Genomic DNA, 19,101 nt, shown 5'->3' with positions numbered 1-19,101 from the left:
ACGCGCATCGGAGGTCCCACGTCCCATGTCCCCGCTCGGCCGGACCTGAAAAGTCGTCAACTCACGCCATTTCAAACTGCCATTGGTCCGACCTCTGGCGGCTACGCCATTCGTGTGTGATGCCTTGACCGCCCCCACGGGCGCTCCTATGGTCGCGCTGACCGCAGGACGTAGGACGTCGTACCTCCTGGAGGAACCGTGCGCGAAGACGTGACCCAGAACGTGCCCGCGCTGCACCGCCGGGCGTTCCTGAAGTACTCCGGCGCGCTGGGCGCGGCGGCGGCGATCTCCTCGTCCCTGACGGCCTGTTCGTCGGGGCCGCAGTCGACGAACGACACCGGCGGCGGGGGCACCGGCAGGAACCGGACCCTGACCGCGGTGATCGGCTACGGCAACGACGGCAGCTGGGACCCGACGCAGACCGCGTCCGCGTTCGCGATGGCCGGCAACAACCACATCTACGAAGGGCTGATCGACACCGACCCGATCACCCGCGCGCCCTACCCGGCGCTGGCGACCGCCGTGCCGAAGGACACGAGCGGCACCTCGTGGACGTTCACGCTGCGCGCGGGTGCCACGTTCCACGACGGGCAGCCGGTCACCGCCGACGACGTCGTGTTCGTCTACGACCGCATCCTCGACCCGAAGACGACGACCCTCGCCCAGGGCTTCTTCGTCAGTTGGCTGAAAGAGGTACGGAAGATCGACGCGCGGAACGTCGAGCTGGTCCTCAAGTTCCCCTTCCCCGAAGGGATTTCACGCCTCACCCTCGCGAAGATCATGCCGAAGCACATCTTCTCGAAGCCGGGCGCCTTTGACGACGCGATCAAGGGCAAGGCGGTCGGCTCGGGACCGTACCGGCAGACCGCGCACCACCCGAAGTCCAACACCACCTTCGCCGCGTTCACCGGCTACAACGGCCCGCGCCCGCCCGCCTTCAAGACGATGAACTGGCTGACGATCGTCGACGCGGCACCCCGCGTCGCCAAGATCTCCGGGTCCAGCGCGGGCGCGCAGATCGCCGACAACATCCCCTACGCCAACATCCAGCGGCTGCGGAGCGGCGGGCTGACGGTCGCGGGCGGGGCCGGGATGAACAACCTGTTCCTGATGTTCAACACCCGGCACAGGCCCTTCGACGACGTACGGGTGCGCCAGGCGCTCCACTACGCCATCGACACCGGCAAGATGGTCCAACTCGCCCTGCGCGGACACGGAAAGCCGTCCTCGTCCTTCCTCAACGAGGGCAACCCGGCCTACCGGCGGGCGAAGACGGTCTACGACTACGACCCCGACAAGGCGAAAGCACTGCTGAAGGATGCCGGGGTCAGTGGACTGAGCGTCAACCTCATGTCGGTGAACGTGAGTTGGATCGTCGACTGCCTGCCCACCATCAAGGCGTCCTGGGACGCGATCGGCGTGCAGACCACCCTCTCCCCGCAGGAGACCACGGCCGTCTTCACCAAGATGGACCAGAAGCAGGACTACCAGATCGTGGCCGCCGCCTCGAACCCCAACCAGTTCGGCCTCGACGCCGACCTGATCATGCACTACAACTACGGCCCGCAGAACCTCTGGATGGGCTACGCCCGTTGGGCCGGGAACTCCGTCGCCAAACAGCTCTTCAAGGACATGGACCGGGCGACGCGGGAGCCGGACGCGGCGAAGAAGAAGACGATGATCCAGGACTACATCGACATCGTTGCCGAACAGGCCGTGCTCTACCCGGTCGTCCACAACGAACTGATGACCGCCTGGGACCCCAAGAAGCTGGCGGGGATAAGGGCACAGCCCTACCCCGGCATAAACGTCCTCCAGGCCAAGTGGGTCTAGCAGTCCAGGAGTTGGACCATGGTCACCGTCGTCAGGATTCTGTCCCGCCGTATCGTCCTGCTCGTGCCGCTGATGCTCGGCATCGTGCTGTTCGTGTTCGTGGTGATGCGCTTCTCGGACGTCGACCCGGCGTCCGCGTTCTTCCAGGGCGCCAACCCGACCCCGCGGCAACTGCACGACTTCCGCGAGCGGAACGGACTCCTGGACCCCCTCCCGCTCCGCTACGTCCATTTCGTGGGCGCCCTCCTCCACGGCGACCTGGGCACCAGCGCGCTGACCCGGGCGCCGGTCGTCCAGCAGGTCACCACCGCGCTGCCGCTCACCCTCCAACTCACCTTCCTGGGGCTGGCGATCGCGGTGGTGCTGGCGCTGCTCGGCGGGGTGACGGCGGCCATCTACCGGGACCGGCTGCCCGACCAGATCATCCGGATCGTGTCGCTCACCGGGGTCGCCGCGCCCGGCTTCTGGCTGGCGCTGCTGATGATCCAGTACCTGGCCGTGGACCGGGGCTGGTTCCCGACCGGCGGCTACATCAACCCGGCGGACTCCCTCACCGGCTGGCTGAAGACGATGGCCCTCCCGGCCCTCGCCCTCTCCCTGCCGGTGGCGGCCCAGCTCACGCGCATCGTGCGGACGTCGGTGGTCGAGGAGCTGGACAAGGACTACGTCAGGACCGCGATCGGCAGCGGACTGCCACCGAGGGTCGTGGTCGGCCGGAACGTGCTCCGCAACGCGCTCATGAACCCACTGACCGTGCTGGGCCTGCGCGTCGGATACCTGCTCGGCGGTGCGGTCGTCATCGAGACGATCTTCTCCCTCCCCGGGATGGGCAAGCTGATGATCGACGCCGTGCAGAACGGCGACCCGGCCGTCGTCCAGGGCGTGGTGCTCACGACGGCGACCGGGTTCGTCGTCGTGAATCTGGTCATCGACATCCTCTATCTGCTGGTCAACCCGCGCCTGAGGGATGCCTCCTGATGTTCACTCAGTTCCCCCGGTTCTCCCGCGAGGGCCTCGCCGAGACCCTGTCCCGGCCCGGCATCAGGCTGCGCGGCCGGCGCCGACTCCCCCTGCCGTCGAAGGTCGCGGTGTGCTTCCTGGCAGTCGTGGTGCTGGTGGCCCTGTTCGCGCCGCTCCTCGCGCCGGACGACCCGCTCGACCAGCAGCTTCCCGTCGACGGCACCGGGCACCCCTCCGCCGCGCACTGGATGGGCCAGGACAGCCTGGGCCGGGACATCCTCAGCAGGCTGATGTACGGCGCCCGATGGTCCCTCGCGATCGGGCTCGGGGCGACCGCGCTGGCCCTTGTCGTCGGCGCGCTGATCGGCGCGATCGCCGCGACCGCCCGCAAGGGCGTCGACGAGACGCTGATGCGCTGTCTGGACGTGGTGATGGCGTTCCCCGGCATCGCGCTCGCGGCCGTCCTGGTCGCGGTGTTCGGCGGCGGGATCACCGTACTGATCTGCGCGATCGCGTTCCTGTTCACCCCGCCGGTGGCAAGGGTCGTACGGGCCAACGTACTTGACCAGTACGGCGAGGACTACGTCACCGCCGAACGGGTGATCGGCGCCCGCACCCCGCACATCGTCGTCAAGCACGTGGCCGTCAACTGCGCCGCCCCGATCCTGGTGTTCTGCACCGTGCAGGTCGCCGAGGCGATCGTCTTCGAGGCGTCGCTGTCCTTCATCGGCGCGGGCGTACGGCCCCCGGACCCGTCGTGGGGCAGTGTCATCGCGGACGGCAAGAACATGGTGCTGACCGGGGGTTGGTGGGCGACGGTCTTCCCCGGCCTGTTGATGCTGATCACGGTTCTGTCGCTGAACATACTGTCCGAGGGCGTCTCCGACGCGTGGGCGGCCCCGGCCGCGCGGGAGGTGGACGTGCGACCCGACGAGGACCCGCTCGACGCCCCGCAGCCGGGTACCGGCGAGGTACTCCCGCTTCCCGGCCTGACGGAGGCGGCGCTACGACTCCGGTCCCGTGCACGGCCGTTGCCCGACCCCGACGGTCAACCGGTCCTGGCGGTGGAGAACCTGGCCATCGGCTTCGATGGCCGCCATCACGGTGTGGACATCGTCGACGGCATCAGCTTCGAGGTACGGGCGGGTGAAGTCCTGGGCCTGGTGGGCGAGTCGGGCTGCGGCAAGTCGCTGACGGCGCTCGCGGTGATGGGCCTGGAACCGAAGGGCGCGAGGGTGCGCGGCCATGTCCGGTTCAACCAGCGGCAGTTGGTGGGCGAGCCGATGCGGGTGCGCCGCAAACTGCTCGGCCACGAGATGGCGATGGTGTACCAGGACGCGCTGTCGTCGTTGAATCCCGCGATGACGATCCGCGCCCAACTCAAGCAAGTGATAAGGCGCGGAGGTCACCGCGGTGCGGGTGAGTTGCTGACGATGGTCGGCCTCGACCCGGACCGCACCCTGCGCAGCTATCCGCACGAACTCTCCGGCGGCCAGCGCCAACGCGTCCTGATCGCCGTGGCGTTGTCCCGCGACCCCAAGCTGATCGTCGCCGACGAACCCACCACCGCCCTCGACGTCACCGTGCAGGCGCAGGTCATAGAGCTACTGCTGCGCCTGCGCGAGGAGTTGGGCTTCGCCCTCGTCCTCGTCTCGCACGACCTCGCGCTGATCGCCGACGTCACCGACCGGGTGGTGGTGATGTACGGCGGACAGATCGTGGAGACGGGCGTGACCGCCGACCTGGTGGAGTCACCGGCCCACCACTACACGCGCGGCCTGCTCGGCAGCGTGCTGTCGTTGGAGTCGGCGGCCGAGCGGATGACCCAGATCAAAGGGGTCGTCCCCTCACCCGCCGGCTTCCCGGCCGGCTGCCGCTTCGCCGACCGCTGCCCGCTGGCGAGCGACATCTGCCGTACGACCGCGCCGGACCTGGTCGGCCCACGCACGCACACGGCGGCCTGCCACCACCCGGCGATCGACCTGGTGACGACGGAGAGCGAGACGGTGTCATGAGCGGCGCCCTGGTCGAACTGTCGGACGCCCATGTCGTCCACAAGGCGCGCAGCGGCGGCGTGTTCACCCGCGACCGGGTCTACGCCCTGACCGGCGCCGGTCTCACCATCGCGCCCGGCGAGACGGTCGGCGTGGTCGGCGAGTCCGGCTGCGGCAAGTCCACGCTGGCGAAGGTGCTGGTGGGCGTACAGCGGCCGACGTCCGGCACGGTGTCGTTCCGGGGCCGCGACCTGTGGTCGATGCCGGACGGCGAACGCCGGGCCGCCGTGGGCACCGGCATCGGCATGATCTTTCAGGACCCGTCGACAGCGCTGAACCGCCGTCTGACGATCCGCCGGACACTGCGGGACCCGCTGGATGTGCACGGCCGCGGCGACCGGAGCCAACGGGAGGAACGGGTAAGGGAGTTGATGTCGCTGGTCGGCCTCCCGCGCGCGCTCGCGGACGGCCTCCCCGGACAGCTCTCCGGCGGCCAGCGCCAACGAGTGGCGATCGCACGGGCGTTGGCGCTGGACCCCGACCTGGTGGTGGCGGACGAGCCGACGAGCGCACTGGACGTCTCGGTCCGCGCGCAGATCCTGAATCTCTTGTTGGACCTGAAGGAACGGCTGGGCCTGGCCCTGGTGTTCGTGTCCCACGACATCCAGACGGTACGGCGGATGAGCGACCGCGTGATCACCATGTACCTGGGCCGGATCGTCGAGGAGACCCCGGCCGACCAGGTCACCGACCGGGCGAGGCACCCGTACACCCGGGCGCTCTTCTCTGCGACGCCGGGCCTGTTGCACCCCATCGACCCCATCCCGCTGATCGGTCCGGTGCCGTCGGCGACGCGACCGCCGAGCGGGTGCCCGTTCCGTACCCGCTGCTGGAAGGCGGACGAGGTGTGCGCGTCCGCGATGCCGGACTTTTCAGCCGCGTCGACGCCGGGACATCGCTACCGCTGCCACCATCCTGTGGAGGAGGACCTGACCACCCGCGACCTCGTTCGCCAAAGCCGCCCCATGGAGCCTTCATGACCTTCCCCGCCCCGCTCACCGGTGTCGTACCGCCCGTCTGCACGCCCATGACACCGGACCGCGAGGTGGACGTCCGTTCACTGCTCAGGCTCGTCGACCATCTGGTCGGGGCCGGGGTGCACGGGCTGTTCCTGCTCGGCTCGACCTCGGAGGCGGCGTATCTGACGGACCGGCAGCGCAGGGACGTCGTCGAGGCGGTCGTGGCTCATGTGGGAGGCCAACTCCCGGTGCTGGCCGGGGCGATCGACATGACCACGCCGCGGGTTCTCGACCATGTGGCCGCGGTGGTGGACGCCGGCGCGGAGGCGGTGGTGGTGACCGCGCCGTTCTATACGCGCACCCACCCGGCGGAGATCGCCCGCCACTACCGCCTGATCGCCGCCGCGTCGCCGGTCCCCGTGGTGGCCTACGACCTTCCGGCCTCCGTCCACACCAAGCTGCCCGCCGACCTCGTCCTCGAACTCGCCGCCGAAGGTGTTCTGGCCGGCCTCAAGGACTCCAGCGGTGACCTCGGCGGCTTCCGTACGGTCGTGACCGGCGCGCGTGTCCATCCCGACATCTCGGGGTTCAGCGTGCTGACCGGTTCCGAGCTCTTCGTCGACTCGGCGCTGGCGTTGGGGGCGGACGGGGCGGTGCCGGGGCTCGCGAACGTCGACCCGCACGGGTATGTCCGTCTCGACGCGCTGTGCCGGGCCGGGGACTGGGAGCGGGCGCGGGCCGAACAGGAGCGGCTGTGCGGGTTGTTCGGGCTGGTGGGTGTGGGTGACCCGGCGCGGATGGGAGGCAGCTCGTCGGCCCTCGGGGCGTTCAAGGCGGCCCTGCAGCTGCGGGGTGTGGTCGAGTGCGCGGCGACCGCGGAGCCGCAAGTGGCACTGTCGGCGGACGAGGTGGGGCAGGTCGGGAAGTTCCTGGCGGCGGCGGGGTTGCTGTAACCACATTTCCCACCCACCCGTCTCGGTCGGCTGAAGGGTTCACCTTTCAGCCGGCAGCTCCCCCACCCCCACCCGCCGGAACTCGATCGTGTCGTACGTCCCCGTCACCCCGGTCTCGTACAGCACCCCCACCACGTCCGCCCCCACCCGCACCAGATCGGAGTACCCCGCCCGCCGCCCCGACAGCACGACCGCCTTCGTGAAGCTCCGTCCACCGTCCCCGCTCCGCCAAATCGCCATACCCTGGCGGACGTTGGGCACGGAAGGCGCCGAGAACAGCAACGCCCCACCGGCGCCGGGCAGTTGGAGCACGCTCCCCTCCACCACCGACACATCGTCCAGCGTGTGCTGTACGGCGTACGGCCGGTCGAGCGTCTCGCCCCCGTCACCGGAGTAGGTGTCGAGCCGATTGCCCGTGCTCGTGCCCAGCTGGTCCCGTGAGCTGAAGTACAGCCGCCCGTCTGGGAGTTCGGCCGCGGACGACTCGTTCGCGTTGTCGACGCCGTTGTAGGTGGAGTCGACGAATCCCAGCCGCCACGTCTCGCCCCCGTCGTCGCTGTACAGATCATGACCGCCGTAGTACTTCGCCTCCTGCCCGGTGTCACTCGACCCGGCGGGCGGTGCGGCGGAGTGGTTCGCGGGGATCACCAGGCGCCCCGCATGCGCACCCCGCGTCAGCGCGACCGCGTGCCCGGGCCCCGTCGCGTACCAGCGCCAGCCCGGCGGCTTCACCTCCCCCGTGATGTCCCGCGGAAGCGTAAAGGTGCGCCCGTCGTCCCAGCTCCGCTGCACGAACACCCGGCGGCTCTGCTCGGCCGTGACCTCGCCGCGCATGATCTGGCCCTCGGTCACGGTCCCGCTGTTGCAGGAGGTGACCAGCACGATCGCGCCGGTGCGGGGGTCGATCACGGGGGCCGGGTTGCCCCGGGTGTCCCCGTCGCCGGCGGCCACCACGGACAGCGGGCCCCAGGTGCAGCCGCCGTCCGTGGAGCGCCGTAGGACGACGTCGATGTTGCCGGTGTCGCCCGCGTCGTTGTGCCGCCCTTCGGCGAAGGCCAGGACGGTGCCCCGGCCGGTGGTGACGGTCGCGGGGATGCGGTAGGTGTCGTAGCCGCCGTCTCCGGAGACGTAGGGCACGGAGGACGTGCAGCCGGAGCGCGCGGACGCGTGGCCGGCGAGGGTGATGGGGGCGGCCAGTACTGCTGCGACGAGAAGCGTGCGGCTCAGGATGGTCATCGCTCTCCCTCACGGAGGTCGCCCCTCGCGGAACGACGCCGACCTGTCTGTCCGTCACAGCTTCCCCGGTGTCACCATCCCGGACTCGTACGCCACGATCACCAGCTGGGCCCGGTCCCGCGCCCCGAGCTTGCCCATGATGCGGCTGACGTGCGTCTTCGCGGTGAGCGGACTCAGGCCCAACGCTTCGGCCACCTCGGTGTTGTTGAGGCCGCGCGCGACCAGGGCGAGCACTCCGCGTTCCCGTGCGGAGAGGCATTCGGGGCCGCCGGTCGCGGGCGCGACGGGGCTGCGCAGGAAGCGGGCGATGAGCCGGGCCGTCGGACCCGGCGACAGAAGCGCCTCTCCGGCCGCCACCGTTCGGATCGCGTCGAGGAGTTCGGCCGGACGGGTGTCCTTGACCAGGAATCCGGAGGCGCCGGCGCGCAGCGCCTCGACCACGTTCTCGTCGGTGTCGTAGGTGGTGAGGACGAGGACCTTGACCCCGGCGAGGTCCTCGTCGGCGGCGATGAGGCGGGTGGCCTCGATGCCGTCGAGGTCGGGCATGCGGATGTCCATCAGGACGAGGTCGGCGCGTTCGGTGCGGGCCAGCGCGACGGCTTCGCGGCCGGTGGCGGCCTGTCCGACGACCTCCATGTCCTTGGCCGACTCGACGAGCATGGCGAACGCGGCCCGTACGAGGGTCTGGTCGTCGGCGAGGAGTACGCGGATGGCGGTCACCGTGCTCCCTCGCCGGGCGCGGGCAGCGGAAGTACCGCACTCACTTGGAAACCCCTTGTGCCGAGTGGTCCGGCGGTCAGCGTGCCGCCGACGCTGCGGACGCGTTCGCGCATGCCGACCAGACCGAAGCCGGGCGGGGCCGCGCCGCTGCCGAGTCCGTCGTCGGTGACGTCGACGTGCAGGGCGCCGTCGCGCTCGTGGACGCCGACCCGGACGGTGAGGCCGTCCCGCCCGCCGTGTCGTACCGCGTTGGTGAGCGCCTCCTGGACTATCCGGTAGGCGGCGGCGCCCACGGCGGCCGGGACGGCGTCGGCCGGCACCGCGAGTTCGACGTTCGCGCCCGCGTCCCGGGCCGTGGCGGCGAGGTCGGGCAGTCCGCCGAGGCCGGGCAGCGGGCCGCGCTCGTCGGGCGGGCCGTCGTCCCGGAGGACCTCCAGGGTGGTGCGCAGTTCGCCGCGTGCCGACCGGCAGGTCTCCGCGATGTCGTCGAGGGCCTTGGCGACGGCGGCCCGGTCGAGGCGGTCGGGGTCCTCGGCGAGCACATGCGCGGCCACCGACGTCCGCACGCCGATGAGGGTGATGCTGTGCGCGAGCAGGTCGTGCAGGTCGCGGGCGATGCGCAGGCGTTCCTCCGCGACGCGGCGGCGGGCCTCCTCCTCGCGGGTGCGTTCGGCGCGCTCGGCGCGTTCGAGGGCGGTCGCGGTGAGCTGGCGGTGGACGCGGAGGTAGCCGCCGAGGACCAGCATGGAGACGACCCAGCCGGCGATCTGGAAGCTCTCGGCGACCCCGGACATGCCGTCGCCGATCTTCAGCGCCAGCATCAGGCCGATGACCGAACAGCCGACGACCACCGTGCGCCGGACGCTGCCGGTGACCGCCACCGTGTAGAGGAGCACCATGGAGGCGCCGGTCGGCGCGGAGTGGTTGTAGTCGTGTTCGTGGAAGGTCGCGATCAGCGGGATCATCACGCACAGCACCACCAGCGGGGCGCGGCGCCGCCAGGCCAGCGGGACGTGCAGGGCCAGCAGCAGCGTCCAGCCGAGCGCGTCCGGTCGCCGTCCGGTGCCGAAGCTGACGGCGACGACCGACGCGAGAACGGCGAGTCCGGCGGCGAGGAGCACGTCCTGCCGCCGGACGCTTGTCATGATTGCCCGCTTCACGAGGGTCATCCTCCGCCGGCCGCATGCGAGGGCCTCACACCGGCTCCGGCTGGCGCTGCGGCCGTACGGCCTCGGGCGCCCGGGACAGCCGCCCCGGCCACCACACCTTCCGCCCCAGCAGCACACTCGCGCTGGTCACCAGGTACGTCCGCACGAGGAAGGTGTCCAGCAGCACACCCACCGAGATCACGAAGCCCAGCTCCACGAGTTGCACGAGCCCCATGTTGGTCAGCACCGCGAAGGTCGCCGCCAGGACCAGTCCGGCGGAGGCGATGACCCCGCCCGTCGTCCGCAGTGCGGTCAGCGCGGCGGCGACCGGTTCGGCGCCCCCGATCGACTCCTCGCGCATCCGGTGCATGAGGAAGATGCCGTAGTCGACGCCGAGGGCGACCAGGAAGACGAAGGACAGCAGCCCCAGCCCCGGGTCGGTCCCCTGGAAGCCGAACAGCGGCCCGAACACCAGCCCGCCGATACCCAGCGCCGCGCCCCACACCGCGATCACGGCGGCCACCAGCATCAGCGGCGCGACCAGCGACCGCAGCAGGACGACCAGGATCAGCAGCACGGACGCGAGGACGATCGGCACGACGACCAGCCGGTCCCGCGCGTTGGTGTCCCGCAGGTCGATCTGCTGGGCGCTGGGCCCTCCGACGTAGGAGCCCTTGAGCGTGTGCCGGAGGTCCTCGATGGTGCGGGTCTCAGCCGCCGACTGGGGCGCGCCGACAGCCGTGACGGAGATCTCCGTCCAGCCGTGTCCGCTACGGCCCGCTCGGGCGTCGGCGACGCCCCGGGTGCCCCGGATCGTGGTGAGGGTGGCGTCGGCGCGCGCGGCCGGGGTGACGACGTCGATGGGCTGCGCGGAGCGTTCGGGGTAGGCCTCGGCGAGGGTGCGCATCGCGGTGACGGAGTCGGGGCGGTCGACGAAGGTCTCGTCCTGCTTGAGGGAGCCGGGCAGGTTCAGGACGCCCAGGGCCAGTGCGCCGAGCAGGACGGCGCCGCCCGTGAGGACGAGGAGGGGCCGGCGTCCGGCGGAGCTGCCCATCGCCGTGAACAGCGAGCGGCGAGCCTTGGGCGTGGAGCCGTGGGCGGGGACGAGCGGCCAGAACACGCGGCGGCCCAGGAGGACGAGGAGCGCGGGCAGCAGGGTCAGCATCGCGACGAGTGCGGACAGCACCCCTACGGTCCCCAACGGGCCCATTCCGCGGCTGGAGTTGAGGTCGGCGGCGAGCAGGCAGAGCAGTCCGGCGGCGACCGTGCCGGAGGAGGCGAGCACGGCGGGCCCGCAGCCGCGCAGGGCGGCGCGCATCGCGTCGTAGGGGCGCTCCACGCGCCGTAGTTCCTCGCGGTAGCGGGAGACGAGCAGCAGGGCGTAGTCGGTGCCCGCGCCGAAGGCGAGGATCGTCATGATGCCTGTGCTCTGGCCCGAAATGGTCGTCCCGAAGGCCTGGTTGAGACCGTAGGCGATGCCCGTGGACAGGAAGTCGCCGGCTCCGGCGACCACCAGCGGGACCAGCCACAGGACCGGGCTGCGGTAGATCAGGATCAGGAGTAGGGCGACCACCGCGACGGTCGTGTAGAGCAGGGGTCCGCCGAGCGAGTCGAAGACCTTGCCCGCGTCGGTGGCCAGCGCGCCGGGGCCGCCGACCTGGACCTCCAATCCGCCCTTTTCCTGGGCGACTTGGCGGATGTCGTCGACGAGGGTGGTGCGTTTCTTCTCGTCGGTGCCGGGCCAGTTGCTGGTGACCGGGTACATGAGGGTGGTGCCGTCGGCGGACGGGACGCCGTGCGGGGTCGCGGCGAGCGGGTGCAACGTGCCGATCTTCGCGAGCTGTTGGGCCGCCGTGGTCCTGTCGGCGGCGGTGAGTCCCCCGTCCCGGTGATAGACGAGGACCAGTTCGGTGGACTGGCCGCCGGGCAACTGCTCCTGGGTCTTGGCCACTTGGGTGGAGTCGGCGCTCGCGGGCAGATAGTCGGTCACCCGGTCGTGCTGCACGTCGCCGAGCTTCGACGCGAACGGCGAGGCCAGCGCGAGTACTCCGATCCAGAGCGCGAGCACCACCCAGGGGATGGCTCGTCGCCTTGTGCTGTTCCTCTGTTCGGCCACCATGGATCGGGTCCCCTCCCGGCGCGGCGCGGATGTCTGGTTGCAATCTCCAGACTTCCGGCGCGGGAGGCACGGGTCGTCGCGCGGGAGGGCGAGTTCGGGCGTACCGCCGGGGGTGGCCGGGGCGGCCGTATTACTCCCCGGGGAGTAGTGGAGGGTCGGGATTACGACGGCGTCCGCGCCGCCGCCAGCAGCCGTGTCACGTCGTCCGCGCAGATGGTGAGGGCCGCGCCCACAGTGGCGAGGGCGTCGCGTTCGGCGGGGGTGTAGGGGCCGTCGGCGAGGGCGATGCGGGCGCCCTGGAGCAGGATCGATTCGCGGCCCGCGGGGGCGAGGTGGGGGGCGAGCGGGTCGAGGGCCTCGTGCAGCTCTATGGCGAGGCCGGCGCCGCTGGGTTCGCCATAGACGCGGCCGGTGTCGGCGGCCAGGGCCTCGACGAGCGCGCCGAGCTGGTCCTCCGTGCAGTCCTGGAAGCCGGCGGCGCGCACGGTGCCCGCGGCGGCCTCCAGGGACGTACGGGCGCAGGTGCCGCCCGCCGCGAGGACCGCGAGGGCGACCGTGTGGACGGCGTCGCGGAGCATCGCGGAGAAGCGGCTCGTGGTGGGGTGGTCGAGGACGTCGGTGCCGTAGTGGCCCTGGCAGGCGGCGCACTCGACGACCGGCCCGGTGTCGCCGCGCGGCAGTACCGGCATGCCGAGCAGGGTGAAGCGGCGGCGTCCGGTGAGCCGCTGGTAGTTGCGGTCGCCCCCGCAGCCGGGGCAGAAGAACTCGCCGTCCCCGACGCTGGTCCACGCGGTACGGATGCCCAGCACGCGCGCTGCACGGCCCTCATGGACAACTCGGCCGTTCCGTCCCCGTTCTGGCAGCACGTCGCACCTCCGTAACGCCGCGGCAACATCGCCGCGCTGGCGTGATGTTAGCCACATTGTTGAGCTGGAGTCAGTACCCAGGACGAGACCTGCCCGTGACCTGCACATCGAATGGCCGGGAAACGACGGGGCCCCGCCCGCCGGAGAGCGGCGTGCGGGGCGCTTGAGCGACGGGTAAACCGCCGGTCAGGATGGTTCAGCGGGTAGCGCGGTTGACGGCCGAGACGACCGCCTTCAGCGAGGCACGTGTCGTATTCGCGTCGATCCCGATTCCCCACAGAACCTTGTCGTCGATCGCGCATTCGATGTACGAGGCGGCCTGCGCGGAGGCGCCCTCGCTCATCGTGTGCTCCTGGTAGTCCAGGAGCCGTACGTCGATGCCGACGGACTGCAGGGCGTCGAAGAACGCGGAGATCGGGCCGTTGCCGGAGCCGGTCAGGACGGTGTCGACGCCGTCGACGGTGGCCTCCACCTTGAGCGTGTCCACGCCGTCGGTGTCGGTGGTCGACTGGCCGGTCCTGACCTGGATACGGCCCCAGGGGTTGTCCGGGTTCGGCAGGTACTCGTCCTCGAAGGTCGCCCAGATCTGCTTGGGGGTGACCTCGCCGCCCTCGGCGTCCGTCTTGGCCTGGATCAGCCTGGAGAACTCGATCTGCATCCGGCGCGGCAGGTCCAGCTTGTGGTCGTTCTTCAGGACGTACGCGATTCCGCCCTTGCCGGACTGCGAGTTGACGCGGATGACGGCCTCGTAGGAGCGGCCGACGTCCTTCGGGTCGATGGGCAGATACGGGACCGCCCACTCGATGTCGTCGACCGTGACGCCCTTGGCCTTCGCGTCGGCCTCCATGGCGTCGAAGCCCTTCTTGATGGCGTCCTGGTGGGAGCCTGAGAAGGACGTGTAGACCAGGTCGCCCACGTACGGGTGGCGCGGGTGGACCTCCATCTGGTTGCAGTACTCCCACGTACGACGGATCTCGTCGATGTCGGAGAAGTCGATCTGCGGGTCGACGCCCTGCGAGAACAGGTTCATGCCCAGGGTGACCAGGTCGACGTTGCCGGTGCGCTCGCCCTGGCCGAACAGGCAGCCCTCGACGCGGTCGGCGCCGGCCATCAGCGCCAGCTCGGCGGCGGCGACGGCCGTACCGCGGTCGTTGTGCGGGTGGATGGAGAGGACGACGTGCTCGCGGCGGGACAGGTTGCGGTGCATCCACTCGAAGCGGTCCGCGTGCGTGGACGGGGTCGAACGCTCCACCGTGGCGGGCAGGTTGAGGATGATCTCGCGGCCCGGGCCGGGCTGCCAGACGTCCATGACCGCCTCGCAGACCTCCAGCGCGAAGTCCAGCTCGGTGTCCGTGAAGATCTCGGGGCTGTACTGGTAGCCGAACTCGGTCTCGGGGCCCAGCAGCTTCTCGGCGTACTCCATCACCAGGCGGGTGCCGTCGACGGCGATCTGCTTGATGTCGTCCTTGGAGCCGCGGAAGACGACGCGGCGGAAGACGGGCGCGGTCGCGTTGTAGAGGTGCAGGGTGGCCCGCTTGGCGCCCTTCAGGGACTCCACGGTCCGCTCGATCAGGTCCTCGCGGGCCTGGGTCAGTACGGAGATCGTGACGTCGTCCGGGATCGCGCCCTCTTCCTCGACGATCGAGCGCACGAAGTCGAAGTCGGTCTGGCCGGAGGCCGGGAAACCGACCTCGATCTCCTTGTAGCCCAACTTGACCAGCAGGTCGAACATCGCGCGCTTGCGCGCCGGCGACATGGGGTCGATCAGGGCCTGGTTGCCGTCCCGCAGGTCGGTGGAGAGCCAGCGGGGGGCGACGGTGATCCGCCGGTCGGGCCAGGTGCGGTCGGGGATGTCGACCTGCTCGTACTGGCCGTACTTGTGGATCGGCATGGAACTGGGCTGCTGGCGATTGGCGCTCTGGGCCATGATGCGTGGGCTCCTCGTGGTGTCCTGAAGGACGGCCGACGACGCAACGCGAAGCTCCGCGGGGAGGGAGTCGACCTGGACTACAGGCCCTCGCCGCGGCAGCTAAGGAGAAGCAGCCCGTAACGCATGATGTCCAGCAGACTAGCCGAGTCGTACGCCGCGCGGGGGGCCGTATCACTATGCGGGACATCCACGACCGTATACCACTCTCTGCTACGAGACTGTGATGATTGTCCCCGTATTTCACCAATCATGGTTGCCGGTAGTGACAGCGGCATAACTCAGTGCCAAGGTGCCGGGCATGACGACACACGGGGGCTTCGAGCCCGTCTTCTGCACGATCGTCCCACCGCATGTCCTCGACAAGCTCGCCCAGCACGAGGACCCCGCGCTCGCCGGTCCCGCCCGCGAGACCCTGCAGCGCGACGCCTACGAGCGCACACACCGCCGGCTCACCACCGTGCTCGGCGCACCGACCGTCGCCGCGCCCACCGAGACCGACAAGCCGCGGCGCACGATCTACGACGCCAAGCACAAGCAGGACCTGCCCGGCAAGAAGGTCCGCGCCGAGGGCTCCGACCCCGGCAAGGACGCGACCGTCAACCGCGCCTACGCCGGACTCGGCGCCACCTTCGAGCTCTACCTCAACGCCTTCAACCGGCACTCCATCGACGGCGAGGGCCTGCCGCTCAACGCCTCCGTCCACTACGACGTGAAGTACGACAACGCGTTCTGGAACGGCGAACAGATGGTGTTCGGCGACGGCGACGGCGAGCTGTTCCTCGACTTCACCATCCCGGTCGACGTCATCGGCCACGAACTCACCCACGGCGTCACGCAGTACACCGCGAACCTGACCTACTTCGGTCAGTCCGGCGCCCTGAACGAGTCGATCTCCGACGTCTTCGGCTCGCTCATCAAGCAGTACTCGCTCGGCCAGACCGCCGCCGAGGCCGACTGGCTGATCGGCGCCGGCCTGCTCGCCCCGCGCGTCTCCGGCGTCGCCCTGCGCTCCATGAAGGCCCCGGGCACGGCCTACGACGACGACGCGCTCGGCAAGGACCCGCAGCCCGCGACGATGGACGGCTTCGTCAAGACCGGGCGCGACAACGGCGGTGTGCACCTCAACTCCGGCATCCCCAACCACGCCTTCTACCTGGTCGCCGACGCGCTCGGCGGGCACGCCTGGGAGAAGGCCGGACAGATCTGGTACGACGTGCTGACCGGCGGCGAACTCAAGAAGGACGCCCTGTTCGCCGACTTCGCCACCCTCACCGTGGCCGCGGCGAAGACCCGGTTCGGGGACGGCGGCGAGGAGCTGCAGGCCGTGCAGAAGGCGTGGGAACAGGTCGGGGTGCCCACGTCGTAGTCGCGCCGGGCCCGCATCCGTACTAGACAGGACCCATGCGTATTCAGGTACGGCGCACGGGCGGGTTCGGTGGCATCGAGCGCCGCGGCGAGGTCGACACCTCGGCGCGGCCCGACGCCCATGAGTGGCACGCGCTGGCCGAGCGGGTGGTCGCCGACGGCCAGCGCACGCCGAAGTCCGGTGTCCCGGACGGCTTCCACTACGAGATCACGGTGGACGGGAAGACCGTGTACACGGCCGACCCCAGGCTTACGGAGGAGCAACGGACGCTGATCCAGAGAGTGTTGAAGGAAGGTGCGTAACTGCTTGTTCACGCCCGCCCGTTGACACCCGTTACCGCCGGTACGGATGATCCGGCGCATGGCGACTGATGCAGGCAACCCGATACCTCGATTCCCGGCCGATTTCCTCTGGGGCGTCTCGACCTCGGCCCACCAGATCGAGGGTGCGGCGGACGAGCGCGAGCCCTCCGTCTGGGACGTGTTCGAGGCCGAGCCGGGCCGGATCAAGGACGGTTCGACGGCGGCGGTGGCCTGCGACCACTTCCACCGCCACCGCGAGGACGTGGCCCTCCTGGCCGACCTCGGCGTGGACGCGTACCGCTTCTCCATCTCCTGGCCGCGGGTGAACTCCCCCGGCGGCCTCGACTTCTACGACCGACTCGTCGACGACCTGATCGCGGCGGGCGTACGTCCGGTCCCGACCCTGTTCCACTGGGACCTCCCGGCCGGACTGGACTGGCTGGAGCGGGACACGGCGTCGCGTTTCGCCGAGTACGTGTCGGTGGTCGCCGACCGCCTGGGCGACCGGGTGAAGAAGTGGATCACCCTCAACGAGCCCGCGGAACACACGCTGTTGGGACACGCGCTGGGCGCCCACGCACCGGGCAAGGAGTTGCTGTTCGACGCGCTCCCCGTCGCCCACCACCAACTCCTGGCCCACGGCCTGGCGGTACGGGCGCTGCGCGCGGCCGGCGCCGGCGACATCGGGATCGCCAACTCCCACGGCCCGACCTGGCCGGCCTCGCAGGAGCCGGAGGACATCGAGGCGGCGAACTTCTACGACCTGCTGCTGAACCGCCTGTTCGCGGAGCCGCTGATCCTCGGCGAATACCCGTCCGGTCTCGGCGAGTTGATGCCGGGCGACGTGGAGTCCGACCTGAAGGTGATCGCCGAACCGATCGACTGGTACGGCATCAACTACTACGCGCCGAGCCGGGTCGGGGCACCGCAGGGCGCGGAGATCGAGTTCGGCGGACTGACACTCCCGGCCGAACTCCCCTTCTCGGTAAGGGACATCGAGGGCGTGCCGGTCACGGACTTCGGCTGGCCGGTGGTCCCCGAGGGCCTCACCGAGCTCCTCACCACCTTCCGCGACCGCTACGGCGACCGCCTCCCGCCCGTCGTCATCACCGAGAACGGCTGCTCCTACGACGGCCTCGACGACCAGGACCGGATCGCCTACCTCGACGGCCATGTCCGGGCGCTGCACAGGGCGTTGGAGGCGGGCGTGGACGTCCGCGGCTACTTCGTGTGGTCGCTCCTCGACAACTTCGAGTGGGCGGAGGGCTACGAGCGGCGCTTCGGCCTCGTCCACGTCGACTACGAGACGCAGGCGCGCACCCCGAAGGCGTCGTACGGCTGGTTCCAGGGCCTGCTGCGGGCGCAGAGAGAGCGGGTACAGGGATGACGACGGCCGACGCGGCGGACGCGGTCTCCGCGCCCGGCGCCCTCGCCGAGCCGGTCGACCGCGTCGGCCGGGGCTGGACCTCCGCGCTGTCGCTCGCCAACGGGGCGATCTGGGTGGGCTGGTACGGCCCGCTGCAGATCCTGCTGGCCTCCCAGGCGAAGGACTTCGCGCCGGGCACCGGCATGTCCAAGGAGACGATGCTCGCGTGGGTGACCGGCGCGGGCGCGCTGGTGTCCCTGGTCGCCAATCCGCTCTTCGGCGCGCTGTCCGACCGTACGACGTCCCGGTGGGGCCGCCGTACGCCGTGGATCGTGGCCGGGTCGGCGGGCGGGGCCCTGTCGTTGCTGCTGCTCGCGGGTGCGGGCGGGGTGTGGACGATGGCGGCCGGCTGGTGCCTGGTCCAGCTCACCCTGAACGCGGCCTTCGCGGCGATCACCGCGGCCGTCCCCGACCGCGTCCCGCGCCTCCAACGGGGCTCTGTGGGAGGTTGGTTGGGCGCCGCACAGATCCTGGGCGTGGTCGGCGGCACGGGCCTCGCGACGGCGGCCGGGGGCGTCGGGGCGGGCTACGTGGCGTGCGCGGTGTTCACGGCGGTGGGCGTGCTCCCGTACGTCCTGCGCTACAAGGACCTGCAACTCCGGCCCGCGGACAGGCCGTTGTGGTCCTGGCAGGGCTTCTTCAAGGGTTTCTGGCTGAGCCCGCGCCGCTACCCCGACCTCGGCTGGGCATGGCTGACCCGCTTCCTGATCAACCTGAGCAACGCGCTGGTGCTGCTGTACCTCCTCTACTACCTGCGGGACCGCCTGCACTACCACGACCCCGACCAGGGCGTCCTGATCCTCACGGCGGTGAACGGCCTGACGCTCCTGGCCACGGTCGTGGTCGGCGGGGTGTGGTCCGACCGGGTCGGCCGCCGCAAGCCGTTCGTGATCTGGTCCGGCGTCCTGATGGCGCTGGCGACGGCGGCACTGGCGGGCTGGCAGACCTGGCCGGGCGCTGTCACCGCGGCGGCGCTCCTCGGCATCGGCTTCGGCGTCTTCACCTCGGTCGACTTCGCCCTGATGACGGACGTCCTCCCGAAGGCCCTGGACCGCGGCAAGGACCTCGGCGTCATCAACGTCGCCAACGCCCTCCCCCAGGTCGCGGCCCCCGCCCTCGCCGCGCCGATCGTCACCTATCTGGGCGGGTACCGGGTGCTGTATCTGGTGTCGGCGGTGATCGGGATGGCGGGGGCGTTGCTGGTGCGGCGGATTCGGGGGGTGGAGTGA

General features: G+C 70.5%; 15 protein-coding genes. 9 read left to right on the top strand and 6 right to left on the bottom strand.

The window, feature by feature from the left end; translation table 11 throughout:
* Positions 1–198: 198 nt before the first annotated feature.
* From AB0I51_RS01975 to AB0I51_RS01955, 5 genes are read left to right on the top strand one after another with little or no spacing between them, the layout of a single operon-like run.
* Positions 199–1,833: an ABC transporter substrate-binding protein gene (locus AB0I51_RS01975; protein WP_362970389.1), complete on the top strand. Its 1,635-nt coding sequence runs from the start codon at positions 199–201 to the stop codon at positions 1,831–1,833.
* Positions 1,834–1,851: 18 nt separating this feature from the next.
* Complete coding sequence (locus tag AB0I51_RS01970; protein WP_362970387.1) at positions 1,852–2,811, top strand: ABC transporter permease; 960 nt, start codon at positions 1,852–1,854, stop codon at positions 2,809–2,811.
* Positions 2,811–4,808 carry a dipeptide/oligopeptide/nickel ABC transporter permease/ATP-binding protein gene (locus AB0I51_RS01965; protein ID WP_362970385.1) on the top strand — a complete coding sequence of 666 codons (1,998 nt, stop codon included), beginning with the start codon at positions 2,811–2,813 and terminating at the stop codon, positions 4,806–4,808. Before AB0I51_RS01970 ends, AB0I51_RS01965 begins: the two co-directional genes overlap by 1 nt.
* Positions 4,805–5,827 (top strand): ABC transporter ATP-binding protein, encoded by a 1,023-nt coding sequence (locus tag AB0I51_RS01960; protein ID WP_362970383.1) that lies wholly within the window; start codon positions 4,805–4,807, stop codon positions 5,825–5,827. Before AB0I51_RS01965 ends, AB0I51_RS01960 begins: the two co-directional genes overlap by 4 nt.
* Positions 5,824–6,759, top strand: a complete 936-nt coding sequence (locus tag AB0I51_RS01955; RefSeq protein WP_362970381.1) for a dihydrodipicolinate synthase family protein — start codon at positions 5,824–5,826, stop codon at positions 6,757–6,759. The genes AB0I51_RS01960 and AB0I51_RS01955 overlap by 4 nt, the downstream gene beginning before the upstream one ends.
* Positions 6,760–6,798: 39 nt before the next feature.
* On the opposite strand, the gene AB0I51_RS01950 is transcribed toward AB0I51_RS01955, so the two are convergent.
* The 6 genes from AB0I51_RS01950 to leuA all read right to left on the bottom strand — a co-directional run bounded on the left by AB0I51_RS01950 (position 6,799) and on the right by leuA (position 14,775).
* Positions 6,799–7,995, bottom strand: coding sequence for a sialidase family protein (locus AB0I51_RS01950; protein ID WP_362970379.1), 1,197 nt, complete (start codon positions 7,993–7,995; stop codon positions 6,799–6,801).
* A gap of 54 nt (positions 7,996–8,049) precedes the next feature.
* Complete coding sequence (locus AB0I51_RS01945; protein ID WP_362970377.1) at positions 8,050–8,715, bottom strand: response regulator transcription factor; 666 nt, start codon at positions 8,713–8,715, stop codon at positions 8,050–8,052.
* Positions 8,712–9,860: a histidine kinase gene (locus tag AB0I51_RS01940; protein WP_362970375.1), complete on the bottom strand. Its 1,149-nt coding sequence runs from the start codon at positions 9,858–9,860 to the stop codon at positions 8,712–8,714. Before AB0I51_RS01940 ends, AB0I51_RS01945 begins: the two co-directional genes overlap by 4 nt.
* A gap of 49 nt (positions 9,861–9,909) precedes the next feature.
* The gene (locus tag AB0I51_RS01935) at positions 9,910–11,982 is read right to left on the bottom strand and encodes an MMPL family transporter (protein ID WP_362970373.1); all 2,073 of its coding nucleotides are present in this window, start codon (positions 11,980–11,982) and stop codon (positions 9,910–9,912) included.
* A gap of 161 nt (positions 11,983–12,143) precedes the next feature.
* A complete protein-coding gene (locus AB0I51_RS01930) occupies positions 12,144–12,848 on the bottom strand; it encodes a TerB family tellurite resistance protein (RefSeq protein ID WP_362970371.1) in 705 nt (234 codons plus the stop codon).
* A 196-nt stretch (positions 12,849–13,044) separates the two neighbouring features.
* Complete coding sequence (leuA, locus tag AB0I51_RS01925; RefSeq protein ID WP_362970369.1) at positions 13,045–14,775, bottom strand: 2-isopropylmalate synthase; 1,731 nt, start codon at positions 14,773–14,775, stop codon at positions 13,045–13,047.
* A gap of 301 nt (positions 14,776–15,076) precedes the next feature.
* Here leuA and AB0I51_RS01920 point away from each other — a divergent pair, with 301 nt between their 5' ends.
* Genes AB0I51_RS01920 through AB0I51_RS01905 form a run of 4 tightly spaced genes read left to right on the top strand, consistent with a single transcriptional unit; the run spans position 15,077 to position 19,101 of the window.
* Complete coding sequence (locus tag AB0I51_RS01920; RefSeq protein ID WP_362970367.1) at positions 15,077–16,144, top strand: M4 family metallopeptidase; 1,068 nt, start codon at positions 15,077–15,079, stop codon at positions 16,142–16,144.
* A 35-nt stretch (positions 16,145–16,179) separates the two neighbouring features.
* Positions 16,180–16,446, top strand: coding sequence for a protealysin inhibitor emfourin (locus AB0I51_RS01915; RefSeq protein WP_362970365.1), 267 nt, complete (start codon positions 16,180–16,182; stop codon positions 16,444–16,446).
* Positions 16,447–16,492: 46 nt separating this feature from the next.
* Positions 16,493–17,833 (top strand): GH1 family beta-glucosidase, encoded by a 1,341-nt coding sequence (locus tag AB0I51_RS01910; protein ID WP_362970363.1) that lies wholly within the window; start codon positions 16,493–16,495, stop codon positions 17,831–17,833.
* Positions 17,830–19,101 (top strand): MFS transporter, encoded by a 1,272-nt coding sequence (locus tag AB0I51_RS01905; protein WP_362970361.1) that lies wholly within the window; start codon positions 17,830–17,832, stop codon positions 19,099–19,101. The genes AB0I51_RS01910 and AB0I51_RS01905 overlap by 4 nt, the downstream gene beginning before the upstream one ends.

The sequence above is a fragment of the Streptomyces sp. NPDC050549 genome (assembly GCF_040655035.1).
Lineage (GTDB): Bacteria > Actinomycetota > Actinomycetes > Streptomycetales > Streptomycetaceae > Streptomyces.
The sequence above is the reverse complement of the archived record's forward strand: the minus strand, read 5'-3'. Positions and strand labels throughout refer to the sequence as shown.